Origin of the sequence: Belnapia rosea, from assembly GCF_900101615.1 — a bacterium.
Classification (GTDB): Bacteria; Pseudomonadota; Alphaproteobacteria; order Acetobacterales; family Acetobacteraceae; genus Belnapia; species Belnapia rosea.
Map to the genome: position 1 here is coordinate 589351 of NZ_FMZX01000001.1, position 14649 is coordinate 603999.

At 71.8% G+C, this 14649-nt stretch carries 15 protein-coding genes; 5 read left to right on the forward strand and 10 right to left on the reverse strand.

The window, feature by feature from the left end; all coding sequences use genetic code 11:
- The first annotated feature begins 10 nt into the window (after positions 1-10).
- Positions 11-1075, forward strand: a complete 1065-nt coding sequence (locus BLR02_RS02835; protein ID WP_090660248.1) for an LLM class flavin-dependent oxidoreductase — start codon at positions 11-13, stop codon at positions 1073-1075.
- A gap of 27 nt (positions 1076-1102) precedes the next feature.
- Here BLR02_RS02835 and BLR02_RS02840 read toward each other — a convergent pair whose 3' ends face one another.
- A complete protein-coding gene (locus tag BLR02_RS02840; protein ID WP_090560861.1) occupies positions 1103-1327 on the reverse strand; it encodes a con-10 family general stress protein in 225 nt (74 codons plus the stop codon).
- A 127-nt stretch (positions 1328-1454) separates the two neighbouring features.
- On the opposite strand from BLR02_RS02840, the gene BLR02_RS02845 reads away from it, so the two are divergent.
- Together BLR02_RS02845 and BLR02_RS02850 are read left to right on the forward strand one after the other, a co-directional pair.
- On the forward strand, positions 1455-2852 hold the full coding sequence (locus tag BLR02_RS02845) for a CoA transferase (RefSeq protein WP_090560862.1): 1398 nt from the start codon (positions 1455-1457) through the stop codon (positions 2850-2852).
- Positions 2853-2900: 48 nt separating this feature from the next.
- Positions 2901-3851 (forward strand): Bug family tripartite tricarboxylate transporter substrate binding protein, encoded by a 951-nt coding sequence (locus tag BLR02_RS02850; protein WP_090660252.1) that lies wholly within the window; start codon positions 2901-2903, stop codon positions 3849-3851.
- Between the two features lie 164 nt (positions 3852-4015).
- On the opposite strand, the gene BLR02_RS02855 is transcribed toward BLR02_RS02850, so the two are convergent.
- From BLR02_RS02855 to BLR02_RS02865, 3 genes are all read right to left on the reverse strand, one after another.
- Positions 4016-4981 carry a tripartite tricarboxylate transporter substrate-binding protein gene (locus BLR02_RS02855; RefSeq protein ID WP_090660256.1) on the reverse strand — a complete coding sequence of 322 codons (966 nt, stop codon included), beginning with the start codon at positions 4979-4981 and terminating at the stop codon, positions 4016-4018.
- A gap of 115 nt (positions 4982-5096) precedes the next feature.
- Positions 5097-6371 carry a DUF2254 domain-containing protein gene (locus tag BLR02_RS02860; RefSeq protein ID WP_090660258.1) on the reverse strand — a complete coding sequence of 425 codons (1275 nt, stop codon included), beginning with the start codon at positions 6369-6371 and terminating at the stop codon, positions 5097-5099.
- Positions 6368-6877 carry a hypothetical protein gene (locus BLR02_RS02865; RefSeq protein WP_143018028.1) on the reverse strand — a complete coding sequence of 170 codons (510 nt, stop codon included), beginning with the start codon at positions 6875-6877 and terminating at the stop codon, positions 6368-6370. Before BLR02_RS02865 ends, BLR02_RS02860 begins: the two co-directional genes overlap by 4 nt.
- Before the next feature lie 88 nt (positions 6878-6965).
- On the opposite strand from BLR02_RS02865, the gene BLR02_RS02870 reads away from it, so the two are divergent.
- Positions 6966-7451: a DUF421 domain-containing protein gene (locus tag BLR02_RS02870; RefSeq protein ID WP_090660264.1), complete on the forward strand. Its 486-nt coding sequence runs from the start codon at positions 6966-6968 to the stop codon at positions 7449-7451.
- Between the two features lie 87 nt (positions 7452-7538).
- On the opposite strand, the gene BLR02_RS02875 is transcribed toward BLR02_RS02870, so the two are convergent.
- From BLR02_RS02875 to BLR02_RS02900, 6 genes are all read right to left on the reverse strand, one after another.
- A complete protein-coding gene (locus tag BLR02_RS02875) occupies positions 7539-8414 on the reverse strand; it encodes an alpha/beta fold hydrolase (RefSeq protein ID WP_090660267.1) in 876 nt (291 codons plus the stop codon).
- A gap of 92 nt (positions 8415-8506) precedes the next feature.
- Positions 8507-9574 carry an ROK family protein gene (locus tag BLR02_RS02880; protein ID WP_090560869.1) on the reverse strand — a complete coding sequence of 356 codons (1068 nt, stop codon included), beginning with the start codon at positions 9572-9574 and terminating at the stop codon, positions 8507-8509.
- A gap of 35 nt (positions 9575-9609) precedes the next feature.
- Positions 9610-10149 carry a transcription elongation factor GreB gene (gene greB, locus BLR02_RS02885; protein WP_090660270.1) on the reverse strand — a complete coding sequence of 180 codons (540 nt, stop codon included), beginning with the start codon at positions 10147-10149 and terminating at the stop codon, positions 9610-9612.
- A gap of 2 nt (positions 10150-10151) precedes the next feature.
- On the reverse strand, positions 10152-11096 hold the full coding sequence (locus tag BLR02_RS02890; RefSeq protein ID WP_090660272.1) for a TAXI family TRAP transporter solute-binding subunit: 945 nt from the start codon (positions 11094-11096) through the stop codon (positions 10152-10154).
- A gap of 44 nt (positions 11097-11140) precedes the next feature.
- Complete coding sequence (locus BLR02_RS02895) at positions 11141-11953, reverse strand: hypothetical protein (RefSeq protein WP_090660275.1); 813 nt, start codon at positions 11951-11953, stop codon at positions 11141-11143.
- A gap of 14 nt (positions 11954-11967) precedes the next feature.
- Entirely contained in the window at positions 11968-12963 is a 996-nt protein-coding gene (locus tag BLR02_RS02900; protein ID WP_090560873.1) for an MBL fold metallo-hydrolase, read from the reverse strand.
- Between the two features lie 152 nt (positions 12964-13115).
- Between BLR02_RS02900 and BLR02_RS02905 the strand changes: the two genes are divergently transcribed.
- Positions 13116-14642 carry an AMP-binding protein gene (locus tag BLR02_RS02905; RefSeq protein WP_090560874.1) on the forward strand — a complete coding sequence of 509 codons (1527 nt, stop codon included), beginning with the start codon at positions 13116-13118 and terminating at the stop codon, positions 14640-14642.
- Positions 14643-14649 lie beyond the last annotated feature (7 nt).

Sequence of the window (14649 nt, forward strand, 5' to 3'; positions counted from 1 at the left end):
GGAGCGCTCGATGCTGAAATTCAGCAATTTCCTCTTCACCGAGAGCCGCGAGCCGGCGAGCGATGCCCGCGTCATCCGCGAGTGCCTGGAGGAGGCGAAGCTCTGCGACGAGCTCGGCGTCGAGGTGATCTGGCTGGCCGAACACCATTTCGACGGCAATTGCGCCTATGTGGACCCGACCACCTTCGCCGCGGCGGTGCTCGCCGCGACGAAGCGGGTGAAGGTCGGCTTCGCGGTGGCGCAGGTCTCGCTGCACCACCCGATGCGGCTCGCCGAGCAGATCGCGCTGCTCGACAATCTCGGCGAGGGGCGGCTGATCGTCGGCCTCGGCCGTGGCACGGCCTACAACGTCTACGAGTACCAAGGCTATGGCATCGACTGGCAGGAGGCGCATGCGCGCTATGCCGAGGCGGAGGCCATCATGCTGAAGGCATGGACCAGCCCGGAGGGCGTGACCCACAAAGGCCAGTTCTGGGATATCCATGCCCCGCGCCTGCGCCCGGACTGCTTCACCAAGCCGCACCCGGCGGTGATCCGCGCCGCCTCCTCCGAGGAGGGTGCGCTGCACCTGGCGCAGCGCGGCCTGCCCTTCATGATGAACGTCCAGTCCATCGAGGTGACGCGCCAGCGCCTCGCCGCCTATCGCACCGCGCTCGCCGAGGCCGGGCATGACGAGGCGCAGGTCGCCCGCTGCATGGCGGAAAGCTGGGTCTGGCGGAATGTCGTCGTCGCCGAGACGGATGCCGAGGCCGAGCGCATCGGCGTCCCGGCCTTCGAGGCGATGCAGGAGCAGCGGCGGGTGATGCGCGAGCGCGTCTATGCCGAGCAGGGCATCCGCATGGTGAAGGAGACGGTGCCGCCGGCACGGGTGCAGGTGGAGACGGCGCTGATCCATGGCTCGCCGGCGACGGTCGCGGCGAAGATGGCGGAGATCGACCGCACCGGCGTCGGCGGGGTGATCTGCTCATTCCGGCTCGGCCCCATGCCGGCCGAGGTGGCGAACGAATCGATCCGGCTGTTCATGACGCGGGTTGCGCCCGAGTTCCAGCCGCGCAGGGCGGCAGCGGCGGAGTAGCGCCGGGGGACCGCCCCGGCGCCTCGCTCAGCCCTGGCTGGTGGAGCCCGACGAACGCCCGCCATGGCTGTTCTGACCGCCCTTGCGGCCCGCTTCGGCCGCTTTCTCGCGGTTGTTGGCGAAGTTACCGGGGTTGTTTTCCTTCCCCTGGGCCATGCCGCCCATATGGCCCGCCTCGCGGGCCTTCTCGCGGTCATTGGCAAAATTGCCCGGGTTGCCCTTGCCGCCGCCACTGCCCTGTTGGTTCGCCATCGGTCGTTTCCCTCTTCCTTGTCGTGGGGGCAGGAATAGACTCCCTGCCCATCGCGATAACGCGGGATCGCGCGGGCGTTTCCCGTAGGCGTTGAGCAACTCTTGAAGCCCTGTCAGCGAGGTTCCCATGGCCGAGGCGCTGCCGCTTGCCACCCTGCAGGATCTCTGGCGCCGCGCCGGACTGGATCCGGCGCACCTGCCGGAGCTTCGCCTCACCGGTGAGGAGCCGTCGCTGCCCTCCTCCTTCCATGTCGGCGCGCTGGCCCAGGCGAGCATCGCCGCCACGACGGCGGCGGTGGCCGCGCTGCACCGGGCGCGGGGTGGGCCGGAGCAAGCGGTCTCGGTCGAGATGCGTCATGCGGCCCTGGAGTTCCTCTCCGAGCGCTACCTCGCGCTGACCGGCGCCGATGCCGGGGCGCGCTGGGACGACATCGCCGGCACCTATCGCTGCGGCGACGGGCGCGTGGTGCGGCTGCACACGAATTTCCCGCATCACCGGGCGGGGACGCTGCGGCTGCTCGGCTGCGAGGGCAACCGGGCGGCGGTGGCCGCGGCGCTCGGCCGCTGGGACGCCTTCGCCTTCGAGGAGGCCGCGGCCGGGGCCGGGCTCTGCGTCGCCGCGATGCGCAGCTTCGCCGAATGGGACGCGCACCCGCAGGGTCGGGCGGTCGGCGCGCTGCCGCCGCTGCGGATCGAGCGGATCGGGGAGGCGCCGCCGGTGCCGCTGCCGCCTGCCATGGCCCGGCCGCTGGCCGGGATCCGCGTGCTCGACCTGACACGGGTGATCGCCGGGCCGGTCTGCGGGCGGACGCTCGCCGCGCATGGCGCCGATGTCCTCCATGTCAGCGCCGCCCATCTGCCGAGCTTCGATGAGCTGATCGTCGATACCGGCCGTGGCAAGCGGAGCGCCTCGCTCGACCTGCGCGCGCCCGAGGGAAGGGAGCGGCTGCGGGCGCTTGCGGCGGGCGCCGATGTCTTCCTGCAGGGCTACCGGCCGGGCGCCATCGCCGGGCATGGCTTCTCGCCCGAGGCGCTGGCGGCGCTGCGGCCGGGCATCGTCTGCACCTCGCTCTCGGCCTATGGCGAGGTCGGGCCCTGGGGAGGGCGGCGCGGCTTCGACTCGCTCGTGCAGACGGCGAGCGGCTTCAACCATGCCGAGGCGGAGGCGGCGGGCAGCCTGCCGGAGCCGCGGGTGCTGCCCTGCCAGGCCCTCGACCATGCCTCGGGCTACCTGCTCGCCTTCGGCACGCTGGCGGCGCTGCTGCGGCGGGCGGAGGAGGGTGGCTCCTGGCTGGTGCGCGTCTCGCTCGCCGGCACCGCGACCTGGCTGCGCGGGCTGGGCCGCTTCGACGGCTTCGGCGCAGCGGTGCCGGCGATGGCCGAACTCGGGCCGCTGCTGGAGGAGAGCGAGAGCGGCTTCGGCCGGCTGACGGCGTTGCGGCATGCCGGAGGGCTGGAGGTGACGCCGTCCTTCTGGGCGCTGCCCTCCGTGCCGCTCGGGACGCATCGGGCGGAGTGGGCTTGAGCCATCGTTCCATGCTCTAACCGGGGACAACAACCGGGAGGATACCGCATGATTCGCTTGCCCCGCTGGCTCGGCCTGGCCGCGCTCTGCCTCGTCGCGCAACCCGCCCTGGCGCAGACCTTTCCCGAACGGCCGGTGCGGCTGGTGGTGCCCTATACGGCGGGCGGCGCGACCGATGTCGGTGCGCGGGTGCTGGCGGAGGCCTTGGGCCAGGTGCTGCCGCAGCCGGTGCTGGTCGAGAACCGTGTCGGCGGGGCGGGGATGGTGGCGGCGGAGTATGTCGCCCGCGCCACGCCCGACGGGCATACGATCCTTTTCAACAACACCAGCCATGCGGTGCTGCGGGCCGTGGTGCCGAATGCGCCGATCGACCCGATCCGCCAGCTCTCGGCCGTCTCCATCATCTCCGAGATGCCGATGGTGATGCTGGTCTCGAAGGATTTCCCGGCGCAGGACGGCCGGGGCTTCATCAACGCCGTGCGGGCGGCGCCCGGGCGCTTCGACTACGGCTCGACCGGCGGCGGCGGGACGCTTGGCATGGCGGCGCTGCTCTTCCTCCGCACCACCGGCCTCGCCATGAACGAGATCCCCTATCGCGGCGGGGCGCCGGCGACGCTGGATGTGGCGGCGGGGCGCATCGCGCTGGTCTTCGACATCGCGCTGACCGGGCTGCAGACCTACAAGGGCGGCCAGGCGCGGGCCTTCGCGGTGAGCGGGCCGGAGCGCAGCCCGGCGGCGCCCGAGGTACCGACCTGGCGCGAGATCGGCGTCGAGGCCGAGATGGTGGTCTGGCAGGCGATCTTCGTGCCCGTAGCGACGCCGGCGCCGATCAAGGCGGCGCTGCATGCCGCCGTCCAGCGGGTGCAGCAGGGCGAGGCGCTGCGGCGGAAATGGATGGAACTCGGCGTCGACCGGGTCCTGGCGGTGCCGCCGGAGGAGTCCGACCGCTACGTGCTGCGCGATGTGGAGCGCTGGGAAGGGCTGATGGCGGGCCGATAGGGCTCAAACCGCCTCAAACGGTTTGAGGCGGATGGTGCCAAACCATTGAAATGATTGGCCCCGGCCGGCGATTTTTAGGAATTGAGGGCTTGAGGGACGCCCGGGGCGCAGTGCCGCCCCGGCCGGTGATGGTCATAGCGGTTTCGGTGCGAAACCGCAAGAAATCAGTCCGCGGTGATGCCGGCCTCGCGGACCAGGAGGGCCATGGCGGCACGCTCGCGCCGGAGGAATTCGGCGAATTCCGCCGGGCCGTTGCCAAGGCCGATGGCGCCGAGCGCGGCGAGGCGCTGGACCACGGATGGGTCCCGCAGGGCGGCCTGGCAGGCCTCGTGCAGGCGCTCGGCGATGGCGGGCGGCAGGCCGGCGGGACCGTAGAGGCCGTTCCACTCGGTCTGGTCATAGCCTGCAAATCCAAGCTCGGCGACGGTCGGCACCTCGGGCAGGGCGGGGATGCGGCTGGCGGAGGAGGCGGCGAGCGGGCGCAGCCTTCCCTCCTGGGCAAGGGCTGCTGCGCTCGCCACGGTGGCAAAGCCGAAATCGACATCGCCGGCGAGGATGGCGGCCAGCGCCGGGCCGCCGCCGCGATAGGGGATATGGCTCAGCTCGACCCCGGCGCGCCGGGCGAGTACCGCGGTGGCGATGTGGTTGGAGACCGCATTGCCGGAGGAGCTGTAGGTGATGCGGCCGGGCTGGGCGCGGGCCCTGGCCAGCAGCGCCTCGAGGCTGCGGAAGGGGCTCTCCGGGCGTACCACGGCGATCAGCGGATAGACGGTGACGCGGCTGACCGGGGTGAAGCCGGTGGCGTAGTCGAAGGGCAGGTTGCGGAAGATGAAGGGAGCCACGGCCTGGTTGGCGGCATCGACGAGCAATGTCGTGCCGTCCGGCGCGGCGCGGGCGACCTCGGCGGCGCCGATCGTGCCGCCGGCGCCGGCGCGGTTCTCGACCACCGCGGGCTGGCCGAGGAAGGCGGTGAAGGCCGGGGCGAAGAGGCGCGCGGTGGTGTCGGCCCCGCCGCCCGGGGAGAAGGGGACGATCAGCCGGACCTGGCGCGTGGGCGCCCATTGGGCGAGGGCCGGGGTGGCGAGGAGGGTGGCGGCGAGGGCGGGGAGGATGCGGCGGGTGGTGGGCATGGCGGCTCGGTCTCCCCTGATGCGGGGATGATGGCGAGCGGGTGGGTGGGAGGCAACGGGCTGGGGGAGATCGCCAAAGGGGTAACCCCGTCCGGTCCGCATACCCCAGGGTATGTCAGGGGGCCGGCAGGGCGGAGTAGCGCTCCTCCAGGGCGGCCAGCGCAGCGCGCTCCGTCAGCTCCTGCCGGCCTGCGGTGAGGGCGAGGCCGGCGTGACGGCGCAAGGTGGCGCGGCGTTCGGGGGCCTGCTCCGCCGCCAGCACGGCACCGAGCACCTCCATGAGGCGAAGGAGGACGGCGGCCGAGCCCGCGCCGTTCTGCCGGATCATGTGGAACATGGCGTCGAGCAGCCCGTCATAGTCCACCACGCGCCGGAGCAGGACGGCGCGCCCGTCGCGGAGCACGGCCGGCCCCGGCAGGTGCCGGTCCGTCATGCGGCAGAGCAGCTCGCCGAAGCGGTCGAGCACGGCGATCGCCGTGAACGGGTCGTTGATGCCGGGGGAAAGGGCACGGACCGCGATCTCCACGAGCTGCCGCACGGCGAATTCCAGGTCCTGTGCCGCAGCCCGCCGGTCGCCGAGGCTGAGGGCGTCGCGCACCGGTCCGGCTGCCTCCGCCGCCAGCGCCGGTGGCGACACCCTGGCCACGGGTGTTCCAGGGAAGATGTAGTCACCCGGCCGCACGAGGAGATCGAGGGTCGCTCCCCGCTCCGCCGCCCAGGCCGCGAGCTCCTCCTCGTCGAGAGCGCGGAGGTAGCCGCTCTGCTCCGCGGTCACGGGACAGGCGGGCAGGGGAGCGCCGGCCGGTCCGGCGTCGGGCCGGTCGAGGGTCAGCCGGGCCACCGCCTCGCGCAGCTCGGCATGCACGGTGTTGATGACGGTCTCGACATTGATGCCGGAGGCGATGTGGTGGACGAACCAGGTGAGCGTGCCGACGCACACGAGGGCGAGGAGGAGGGCACCGGTGACACCGAGATGGGGCACGAAGGTCCCCTCCTCCACCGACCGCACCGTCCGCAGCACGACCAGGGCATAGGCGAAGGTGCCGAGGAACACCCCGAGGGCCACCTGATTGCCCGCGTCGCGGACGAAGTTCCGGAGCAGCCGCGGCCCCATCTGGCCCGAGGCAAGGGACAGCGCTGCGACCGTGATGGAGAAGGTGGTGCCTGCGACGCCGATGGTGGAGGTGGCGATGGCGCCCAGAAGGGCCCGGGCGCCCGCCTCGCCGCCCGCGTAGAGCCAGCTCTCGGGGAGCAGGGACCGGAGGCCATCGAGTTGCTCAGCCCAGACTGCCCCCTCTCCGAGGATGACCCCAAGGAGGACGAGGATCGCCGGGCGGAGCCAGAAGGCATCCCCGAGCGCCTCGATTCGCTCGCGGAGGGACGTGCTCACGGCGTCCCCTGGTGGGGCAGGCGCCTGTCATCCGCGGCCCGCGCCGCCTCCTGCGGGGCGGGACGGGAGCGACGGTGGGGCTCCCCCGGCGCCGTGGCGAGCCGTGCGGCATCCGGCCGGAAGCGGTGCGCCAGGGCCGCGGCCGCCGCCGCGCCGATGGTGTCCATGACGATGTCGATCACCGTGTCGTCTTTCCCCTTGATGACGTCGCCGGAGGCGAAGTGGTCGAACATCCATTCCGCGACCTCCCAGAGCGCCCCGAGGGCGACGCCCGTGGCGGCGACCAGGAGGACGAAGAGGACGGTCCGCCCTTCCCGGATGCCTTCGCCGAGGAAGAAGACTGCGAGCCAGAAGGTCAGGGCGAGGATGGTGGCTGCGTGGAGCAGCCGGTCGAACCACCAGAAGGCGGCATAGAGGTCGAAGACGTAGCCCGCCACATTCGCCGCCAGGAGGGTGGCGGCCAGTCCCCAGGCGATCAGGCGCCCCTCGCCGGTCCTGCTCATCATCTCTCCCCGGCTCCCGGCGGAAGCCCGCTACCCGGCCGCAACGGTGAGGCGCCCCGGAAGTTGAGTCCGAGGCAAAAAGCGAGGCGGCATGTTCTTCGACAACTGGATGGGGCTGCTTCGGGTGGTGATCATCGGCACCCTCGCCTATACGGCGCTGGTGCTGCTGCTGCGGGTGACGGGCAAGCGCACGCTCTCCAAGATGAATGCCTTCGACCTGGTCGTGACGGTGGCGCTCGGTTCGACCCTGGCGACCGTGCTGCTGAGCAAGGACGTTGCCCTCGCCGAAGGCGTCGTCGCCTTCACGCTCCTCGTCCTGCTGCAATACGCCATCACCTGGCTCTCGGTCCGCTCGGACCGCGTGCGGAGCCTCGTCAAGGCGGAGCCCTGCCTGCTGCTCCGCGACGGCCAGTTCCTCCGTGAGGCCATGCGGCGGGAACGGGTGACCGAGGACGAGGTCCAGGCCGCCGCCCGTGCGCAGGGCATCGCATCGCTCGATGACGCCGCTGCGGCGGTCCTGGAGACCGACGGGAGCCTTTCGGTGATCCGGCGGGCCTCCTCACCGGTCCTGCCCTGATCAGCTTTCGGCCATGGCAGGGCGGTCGCCGTGCTGCCTGGATGGCTCAGGGACCACGGTTCGGGGCATCCCCGCGTCCGGCCCGGGTCATCGGTGCAGTGTCCCCAGGCGCCGCGCCAGCATGTCTCCCAGCATCGCGTTGAAGCTCTCCGCCGCCTCATAGGCGGCCCAATGGCCGGCGCCGGGGATGATGCCGGTCCAGGCCTCGGGCTGCACCGCGCGCAGGGCGGCGAAGCGGCTCTCGACCTCCGGCCAGGCGATGGCGTCGCGCTCGCCATAGAGCAGGGCGACGGGGGCGCGGGCGCGGGCGATGGCGTCCTTCAGGCTGGTGGTGCTGGCGAAGCCGCGGCTGCGGAAGCGGGCGGCGACGGTATTGGCCTCCTGGATGGCCAGGGCCAGCGGGTCGATATTGGCCGGGTCGGCGAACATCAGCGAGGCGAGGTTGTGCCGGTGCGCGGCGATGCGGGCCTCGCCGGTCTCGCTGCGGACCTTGACCAGGGGTGTGATCTGGCGTGCCAGGCCGAGGGCGCCCGCGCCGACCAGGGTGACGCTGCGCAACTCCTCCCCCGCCTGGGCGGCGAGATGGCCGGCGAGCAGCGCGCCGAAGGAGAAGCCGCAGAGGTCGTAGCGCCAGGGGCCATAGCCTCGGCCGCCGAGGATTTGCTCGAGGCCAGCGCGGAGGATGGCGGCGACGGGGGCGGGGCTGTCGGCCGGTGGCGGCATGTCGCTGTCGCCGAGGCCGGGGAGGTCGGGGCAGATCAGCAGGCGATCGCGCGAGAGGGCCTCGATGTTGCGCGTCCAGTGACGCCAGGAGCCGGAGCCGCCATGCAGCAGGACGAGGGGCGTGGCGGGGCCGGCCTCCCTCCCGGCTTCGCCCCAGAGGCGCCAGACCATGCGGCCCTCGCCGCAGGGCGTCTCGATGTGGCGGGAGAGGGCGTCGAGCCGGGCGAGGATATCCGCCATGCCGGTCGTGGTTCCTTGATGCTGCGGGGCAGCATCGGGCGGGTGGCTGGCGCTGTCCAGGCAGGGGGAAGGGGATGGCCGGAAGGAGCTGTTCAGCCCTTGCGGTTGGTGAAGCGGGCATTGCCGAGGCCGGTGCCGATGGTCAGCACGCCCCAGTGCTTCACGTCGCCCATCCAGGGCACCTGGCTGAGCCCCTGCACCACGGCGTCGTTGTGCATGACGACGACGGTATCGTGGCCGCCGATCTTGGGCAGGGCGGCATGCAGCCGGGCGGGCAGGTTGAAACGGTCGCTCTCCCAATTGCCGGGCAGGTTCTGCGCGCCATGGGCGATGCTGCCATCCGCCTCGATATGGCCGGGGCAGCCGATGCCGATGAAGGGAGCGACGGCGAGGTCGCGCTTCTCGGCCTTGCGCAGCATCTCCTGCAGCATCTCGATCAGACGGTCGATCGCTGCCTCGCGATTGGGCTTGTCGTCGCGGTGGCGCCAGATCGCGCTGTCCCAGAGGCAGGCGGCGGAGAGGTCGGAGGCCTTCTTCAGATGCGGGCGGACGAGGCCGGTGCGGATGTTCGAGCCGCCGATATCGACGGCGAGCAGCGCGTCATGGCCGAGGAAGATCCAGGGCGGGGCGAGCTGCGTCGCGCCGATCATCCCCGCCTCATCCGGGTCGTGGCGGATGGGGACGAGGTCGATGGCGATCTCCTCGCCCTTCAGCAGCATGGCGGCGCGGCCGATCGCCAGCTCGCCGACGCGGCTGCCGCGCATGCCGCCACCGATGACGATGCGCTCGGTGCCCTGCCACTCCTTCAGCTTGAGCAGGCGCTTGATGACGGTGGCGAAGGACTGGGCGAATTCCTCGACGATGCCATGGACCAGCCCGGCATGCTCCGGGTCGCCCTCGGCGAGGAGGTGGTCGAGCTGGCGGCGGCCGATGGCCTCGGGCGGGGCGTCGCCGAAGGGGTCCTCCTTGTCGACCTCCTTCAGCCGCTCGCGCCACTCGGCGAGGATGGCGCGGAAGGCGGTGCTGCTGGCGCGGTCGCCGAGGAAGCCGTCCGGGGTGCGGAGGGTGGCATTGGCCGTGTCCACGGTCACGGCGGGCAGCTCGTCGGCGCCGTGCGAGGGGAAGCCGGGTGGGGTGGGCCGCTTGGCCTGTTCGGTCATGCAGCGCCAACGCCGGCGGCGCGCGAACGTTTCGGTCAGGCGGGCGGATAGCGGATCGTGACGATCTCGAGCGTCTCCATGCCCTGCGGCGTGCGGACGCGGACCAGGTCGCCGATGCCGGCGCCGAGCAGGGCGCGGGCAACCGGCGAGACCCAGGAGATGCGGCCGGCCGAGCTGTCCGCCTCGTCCACGCCGACGATGGTGATGGTGACCTCGCGGTCGTCCTCGCGGGCATAGGTGACGGTCGCGCCGAAATAGACGCGGTCGCGCCGGGTCTGTGCCGCCGGATCCACCACCTGCACGCGCTCCATCCGCTTGCGGAGGAAGCGGACGCGGCGGTCGATCTCGCGCAGGCGGCGCTTGCCGTACTGGTAGTCGGCATTCTCCGAGCGGTCGCCGAGGCCGGCGGCCCAGGAGACGACCTCGACCACCTTGGGCCGCTCCTCCACCCAGAGGCGGTGCAGCTCGGCGGCCAGCGCCGCATGGCCGGCGGGTGTCATGTAGAAGGGGGTGCCGGGGGGCAGGCCGGGCGGGCCGGCCTCATCGTCATCCTCGTCCTGCGGGTTCACGGGCATGCTCAGGGGCGTGCCGCGCCGAAGCGGGTCCAGCCGGGCAGCCGCGCGGCGAGATCCACCTCGCGCCATTTCGGATGGCGGGGCGGGCGCAGGAAGGCCGGGAATTTGGCGAAGAAGGCCTCGGTGAAGCGGGCGAGCTTGCGGTGGCGCTCGGTGCCCGGCGTCCAGGCATAGCAGGCCATGACGGCGCCGACGGCGATGGTCTCGACCGGGCTGCCCTCGATGAGGCCGGGATAGTCGGTGGGGCTGAGCGTGGCGGGGAGATAGGTCTCCAGCAGGCGCGGCGTCATCGGCACGGGCAGGAAGTGCAGGGGCTGGCCGGCCGGCAGGCTGGCGAAGAGGCGGGCGGGCTTGCCGGCGACATAGGCGAGGGCCGCGATCTCGCCGCGGCGGAGCTGCTCCAGCGCCACGTCCTGCGGGGCGTGGCGTGGCTCGATGGCGATGCCCTCGAAGAGGATGCTGGCGGTCATCGCCGTGCCGCTGCCACGGAGATCGATATTGACCGGCCGGCCGGCGAGATCCTGCAGCGTGGCGATGCCGGGGCCGGCGAGGATGTGGACCTCCTCGTCATAGAGCTTGGCCACGTACTGGATGAGCGCGTCGAGGCCGGGCAGCAGGCGCTCGCGCCGCGCATAGGCCAGCACGTCGGACTGCACGATGCCGATATCGATGCCGCGAAGCGCCAGGATGTCGCTGATGTTCTGCAGCGAGCCGCGGCCGAGGATGGGCAGGATGCGCAGCGCATCGCCATCGTCCAGCACCGCCGCGAGGTCGGCGGCGATACGGGCATAGGTGCCGTCGATACCGCCGGCGACGACGCCGATGGTGCCGGCATTGGCGCGCGCCGCCAGCGCGTTCAGCGCCTGCACCGGCGATTGCGCCAGGGCCGGCCGCGCGGCGGCGGCGGCGAGGGCGGCGAGCAGCAAGGGGCGGCGGGCGGGGCTCATCGCCCTGGCTTATCGCGGGGTGCGACGGGAGGCCAGGGGCGTCTTCAGCCGGGCGCCAGCAGGCGGCGGAGGCCGAGGCCGATCGGCACCATGTCGGGGATCACCGCGCGGGTGAAGCGGGTGATGACGGCGAGTGCCGCCGCGCCATGCGCCGGCGGGATGGGGCCGGGCGGGGCCAGGGCGGGGCGGAGCGCATCGGCCTCCGCCTCCGCGAGGCGGAGGGTGGCGGCGCGGGCGGCGGCGATGCGGCCGGGCTCCAGCAGCGGGCCGGCCCAGCCGGGCAGGGCGGCGGGGAGGGCCGGCCAATGGGCGAGGTGGAGGTAGAGGCTCGGCACGACCGTGCCGGCATGGCGCGCGGCCAGGGCCTCGACCTGCGCGGCGAGGCCGGGCGGCAGCGTACCGAGGCGGGGCAGGGGCGGCGGGGCCGGCAGCATGGCGGGCGGGGCGAGGCGCGGCGGGGGCGGTGCGGGTTCCGCCGGTGTGCCTTCGAGGCTGCGCCGGATGGCAGTCAGCAGGATGAGGTTCGTCAGGTTGCCGCGGTTATAGACATCAACGAGGTTGGCGACGGCCGGGCGCGCCTCGGCGGTGAGGCCGGCGGCGGCCCAGGCCTCCGCCGGGAGGGGCGCGAGGGGCGGCAGGTCGATGGCAGCCGCCAACCGCTCCCGCACGCCGGCGAGGCTGCCATCCTCCAGCGGCGGGCGGATGGCGGCCCAGAGCCAGGGGAGCACGCCCTCCATCGTCGCCAGGTGGCGATGGATGAGGTTGACGAGCGGCACGCCGCTGGCCTCCCGCAGACGGGCGTAGAGCGCGCCGATCTCGGGCGGCGCCTCGGCCTCGCGCAGTTCGGCCAGCGTCATGCCTGTCGGCCTCCCTACAGGTTGGTGACGTTGACGGGGGCGGGGTACCAGTCGAAGCCCTCGCCCGCCTTGCCGACATGGCCGAGGCCCGGCCAGGGGAAGTGGTAGGACAGCACGGGGTGCTTGTCGGTGGCGAGGCGCGTCAGCATCTTGAGGCGCGACTGGGCGGAAAGCTTCGGGTCCGTGTCGAAGGAGAATTCCCAGAGCGGCTTCTTCAGCAGCAGGATCTGGTGGTGCGCCAGGTCGCCGGTGTTGACGACGGTGTTGTTGCCGTCCGAGATGAAATAGACCATGTGGCCGAGGGTGTGGCCCGGCGTGGCATAGGCGGTGACGCCGGGGGTGACCTCCTTGCCGTCCTGCACCATCACCATGCGGTCGCGATAGGCCGAGAGGTTCTTCTTGGCGCCGTCGATGAAGGGCACCATGAAGTCGGGGCCCTTCTTGTTGGCATCGTCGGTCCAGAAGCGCAGGTCGGTCTCGCTCAGCGCCACCTGGGCGTTGGGGAAGTTGCGGTTGCCGTTGGCATCGACCAGCGCCCAGCAATGGTCGCAATGCGCATGGGTCAGGATCACCATGTCGATCTGCGCCGGATCGATGCCGGCCGCCTTCATGTTGGCCAGGAGCCGGCCGGTGGTCGGGCCGAACATCTTGCTCGCCGCGCCCATGCTCTCGCCCATGCCGGTGTCGAAGAGGATGAGCTGGCGGCCGGTGTTGAGCACCAGCACATTCTGCTCGAGCGTCGCCGAGGCGGGGTCGAGGAAGTTGCTGGTCAGCAGGTTGCGGATCTCCTCCGGCGGCGAGGCGGGGAAGGCGGGCTCAGGCTTGCCGAGCGGCAGCGAGCCGTCGGAGATGACGGTGAGCTCGTAGCTGCCGACCTTGAAGCGATGCCAGGCGGGCGGCAGCTCGTTGCGCATCGGCGCGGCGGCGCGGGCGGTGGCGGTGACGAGCGCGGGTGCAGCCAATGCTGCGGCGGCCGTGCCCAGCAGGACGCGGCGGCGGAGCTGGATCATTCTTTTCCTCCCCAATCGGGTACCGCAGCTTCGACGGTACCGCAGGATCGCACAAGCGGCAGCAGCCGCGTCGAGCAAATTCGCGTCCATGTGGCCGGTGGATTGACGGGGCGCGAGGCTACCCGCACCCTTCCCCGCAAGAGGAGGAACGGATGCCGCAATTGGCCAGTTGGGCGGAGCGCCAGGCGAGCAAGCCGGCTGCCATTTTCCCTGATACCGGCGTGGTGGTGAGCTATGGCGCCCTGCAGGCACGGGCACGGCAGGCGGCGCATTGGCTGCTCGGCCTCGGGCTGCAGCCGGGCGACGGCATCGCGGTGCTGCTCGACAACCGGCCGGAATTCCTCGAGCTCGCCGAGGCGGCGCGGCTGGCGGGACTGTACTTCACCCCACTCTCCATCCATCTGCGGCCGCATGAGGTCGCCTATGTGCTGAATGACAGCGGCGCGAAGCTCCTGGTGGCGAGCCCGGAGCTGGAGGGCCTGGCAGCGGCGCTGGTGGCGGAAGGCGCGCTCGGTGACCGGCCGCGCTATGCGGTCGGCGCCGGCATCGCGGGCTATGCGAGCTATGAGGCGGCCGTGTCGGCGGAGGATGCGGCGAGACCGTTGCCGGAGCGGCCGCTGGGGCGGGAATTCCTCTACTCCTCCGGGACGACGGGGCTGCCGAAGGGCATCCGCCGGCCGATGCTGCCCTATGAGCAGCGCGACGCGCCGATGTGGGACATGACCTGGAAGTCGCTCTACGGCTTCGATGAGAACGTGGTCTATCTCTCGCCGGCGCCGCTCTACCATGCCGCGCCCTTCGGCTATGTCAGCCGGACGATCCAGGAGGGCGGCACCGTCGTCATCCTCCGCAAATTCGACGCGGCGCAATGCCTCGCCATGATCGAGCGGTATCGCATCACCCATAGCCAGTGGGTGCCGACGATGTTCGTGCGGCTGCTGGCCTTGCCGGAGGAGGTGAGGCATCGCCACGACCTCTCGTCGCACCGCTGCGCCATCCATGCGGCGGCGCCCTGCCCGGTGCCGGTGAAGCGGGCGATGATCGAGTGGTGGGGGCCGATCCTGAAGGAATACTATGCCGGCTCCGAGGGTATCGGCACGACGGTGATCGACAGCGAGACCTGGCTCAGGAAGCCGCGCTCGGTCGGCAAGCCGGTGAATGGCGTGACGATCCACATCACCGGCGAGGACGGGCGGGAGCTGCCGCCGGGCGAGACCGGCACCATCCGCTTCGAGGGCGGACCGCGCTTCGCCTACCACAATGCCCCGGAGAAGACGGCGGCCTGCTATGACGAGCGCGGCTGGGCAACACTCGGCGATCTTGGCTGGCTGGACGAGGATGGCTACCTGTTCCTCTCCGACCGGCGGGCGGATCTCATCCTCTCGGGCGGGGTCAACATCTACCCGGCCGAGATCGAGGCGGTGCTGGCGCAGCATCCGGCCGTGGGCGAGGTCGCCGTGGTCGGCGTGCCGCATGCGGAGATGGGCGAGCAGGTGCATGCGGTGATCGTGCCGCGCGCCGATGTCGCGCCGGCGGAGCTCGATGCCTGGTGCCGGGAGCGGCTCTCCGGCGTGAAGCGGCCGAAGAGCTATGAGTTCGTCGAGGAGCTGCCGCGCAGCGAGGCGGGAAAGCTGCTGCGCCGGATCCTGAAGGAGCGCTACCTGCCGGCGGCGGGCTGACGGGAGC

Coding starts and splice junctions, on each gene's coding strand:
- BLR02_RS02890 (WP_090660272.1), bottom strand. CDS start 11,096: ATGAGCCCCGCCCGCCGCCCCTTGCTGCTCGCCGCCCTCGCCGCCGCC.
- BLR02_RS02855 (WP_090660256.1), bottom strand. CDS start 4,981: ATGCCCACCACCCGCCGCATCCTCCCCGCCCTCGCCGCCACCCTCCTC.
- BLR02_RS02865 (WP_143018028.1), bottom strand. CDS start 6,877: ATGATGAGCAGGACCGGCGAGGGGCGCCTGATCGCCTGGGGACTGGCC.
- BLR02_RS02850 (WP_090660252.1), top strand. CDS start 2,901: ATGATTCGCTTGCCCCGCTGGCTCGGCCTGGCCGCGCTCTGCCTCGTC.
- BLR02_RS02895 (WP_090660275.1), bottom strand. CDS start 11,953: ATGACGCTGGCCGAACTGCGCGAGGCCGAGGCGCCGCCCGAGATCGGC.
- BLR02_RS02880 (WP_090560869.1), bottom strand. CDS start 9,574: ATGACCGAACAGGCCAAGCGGCCCACCCCACCCGGCTTCCCCTCGCAC.
- BLR02_RS02875 (WP_090660267.1), bottom strand. CDS start 8,414: ATGGCGGATATCCTCGCCCGGCTCGACGCCCTCTCCCGCCACATCGAG.
- BLR02_RS02845 (WP_090560862.1), top strand. CDS start 1,455: ATGGCCGAGGCGCTGCCGCTTGCCACCCTGCAGGATCTCTGGCGCCGC.
- BLR02_RS02840 (WP_090560861.1), bottom strand. CDS start 1,327: ATGGCGAACCAACAGGGCAGTGGCGGCGGCAAGGGCAACCCGGGCAAT.
- BLR02_RS02870 (WP_090660264.1), top strand. CDS start 6,966: ATGTTCTTCGACAACTGGATGGGGCTGCTTCGGGTGGTGATCATCGGC.
- BLR02_RS02835 (WP_090660248.1), top strand. CDS start 11: ATGCTGAAATTCAGCAATTTCCTCTTCACCGAGAGCCGCGAGCCGGCG.
- BLR02_RS02905 (WP_090560874.1), top strand. CDS start 13,116: ATGCCGCAATTGGCCAGTTGGGCGGAGCGCCAGGCGAGCAAGCCGGCT.
- BLR02_RS02900 (WP_090560873.1), bottom strand. CDS start 12,963: ATGATCCAGCTCCGCCGCCGCGTCCTGCTGGGCACGGCCGCCGCAGCA.
- greB (WP_090660270.1), bottom strand. CDS start 10,149: ATGCCCGTGAACCCGCAGGACGAGGATGACGATGAGGCCGGCCCGCCC.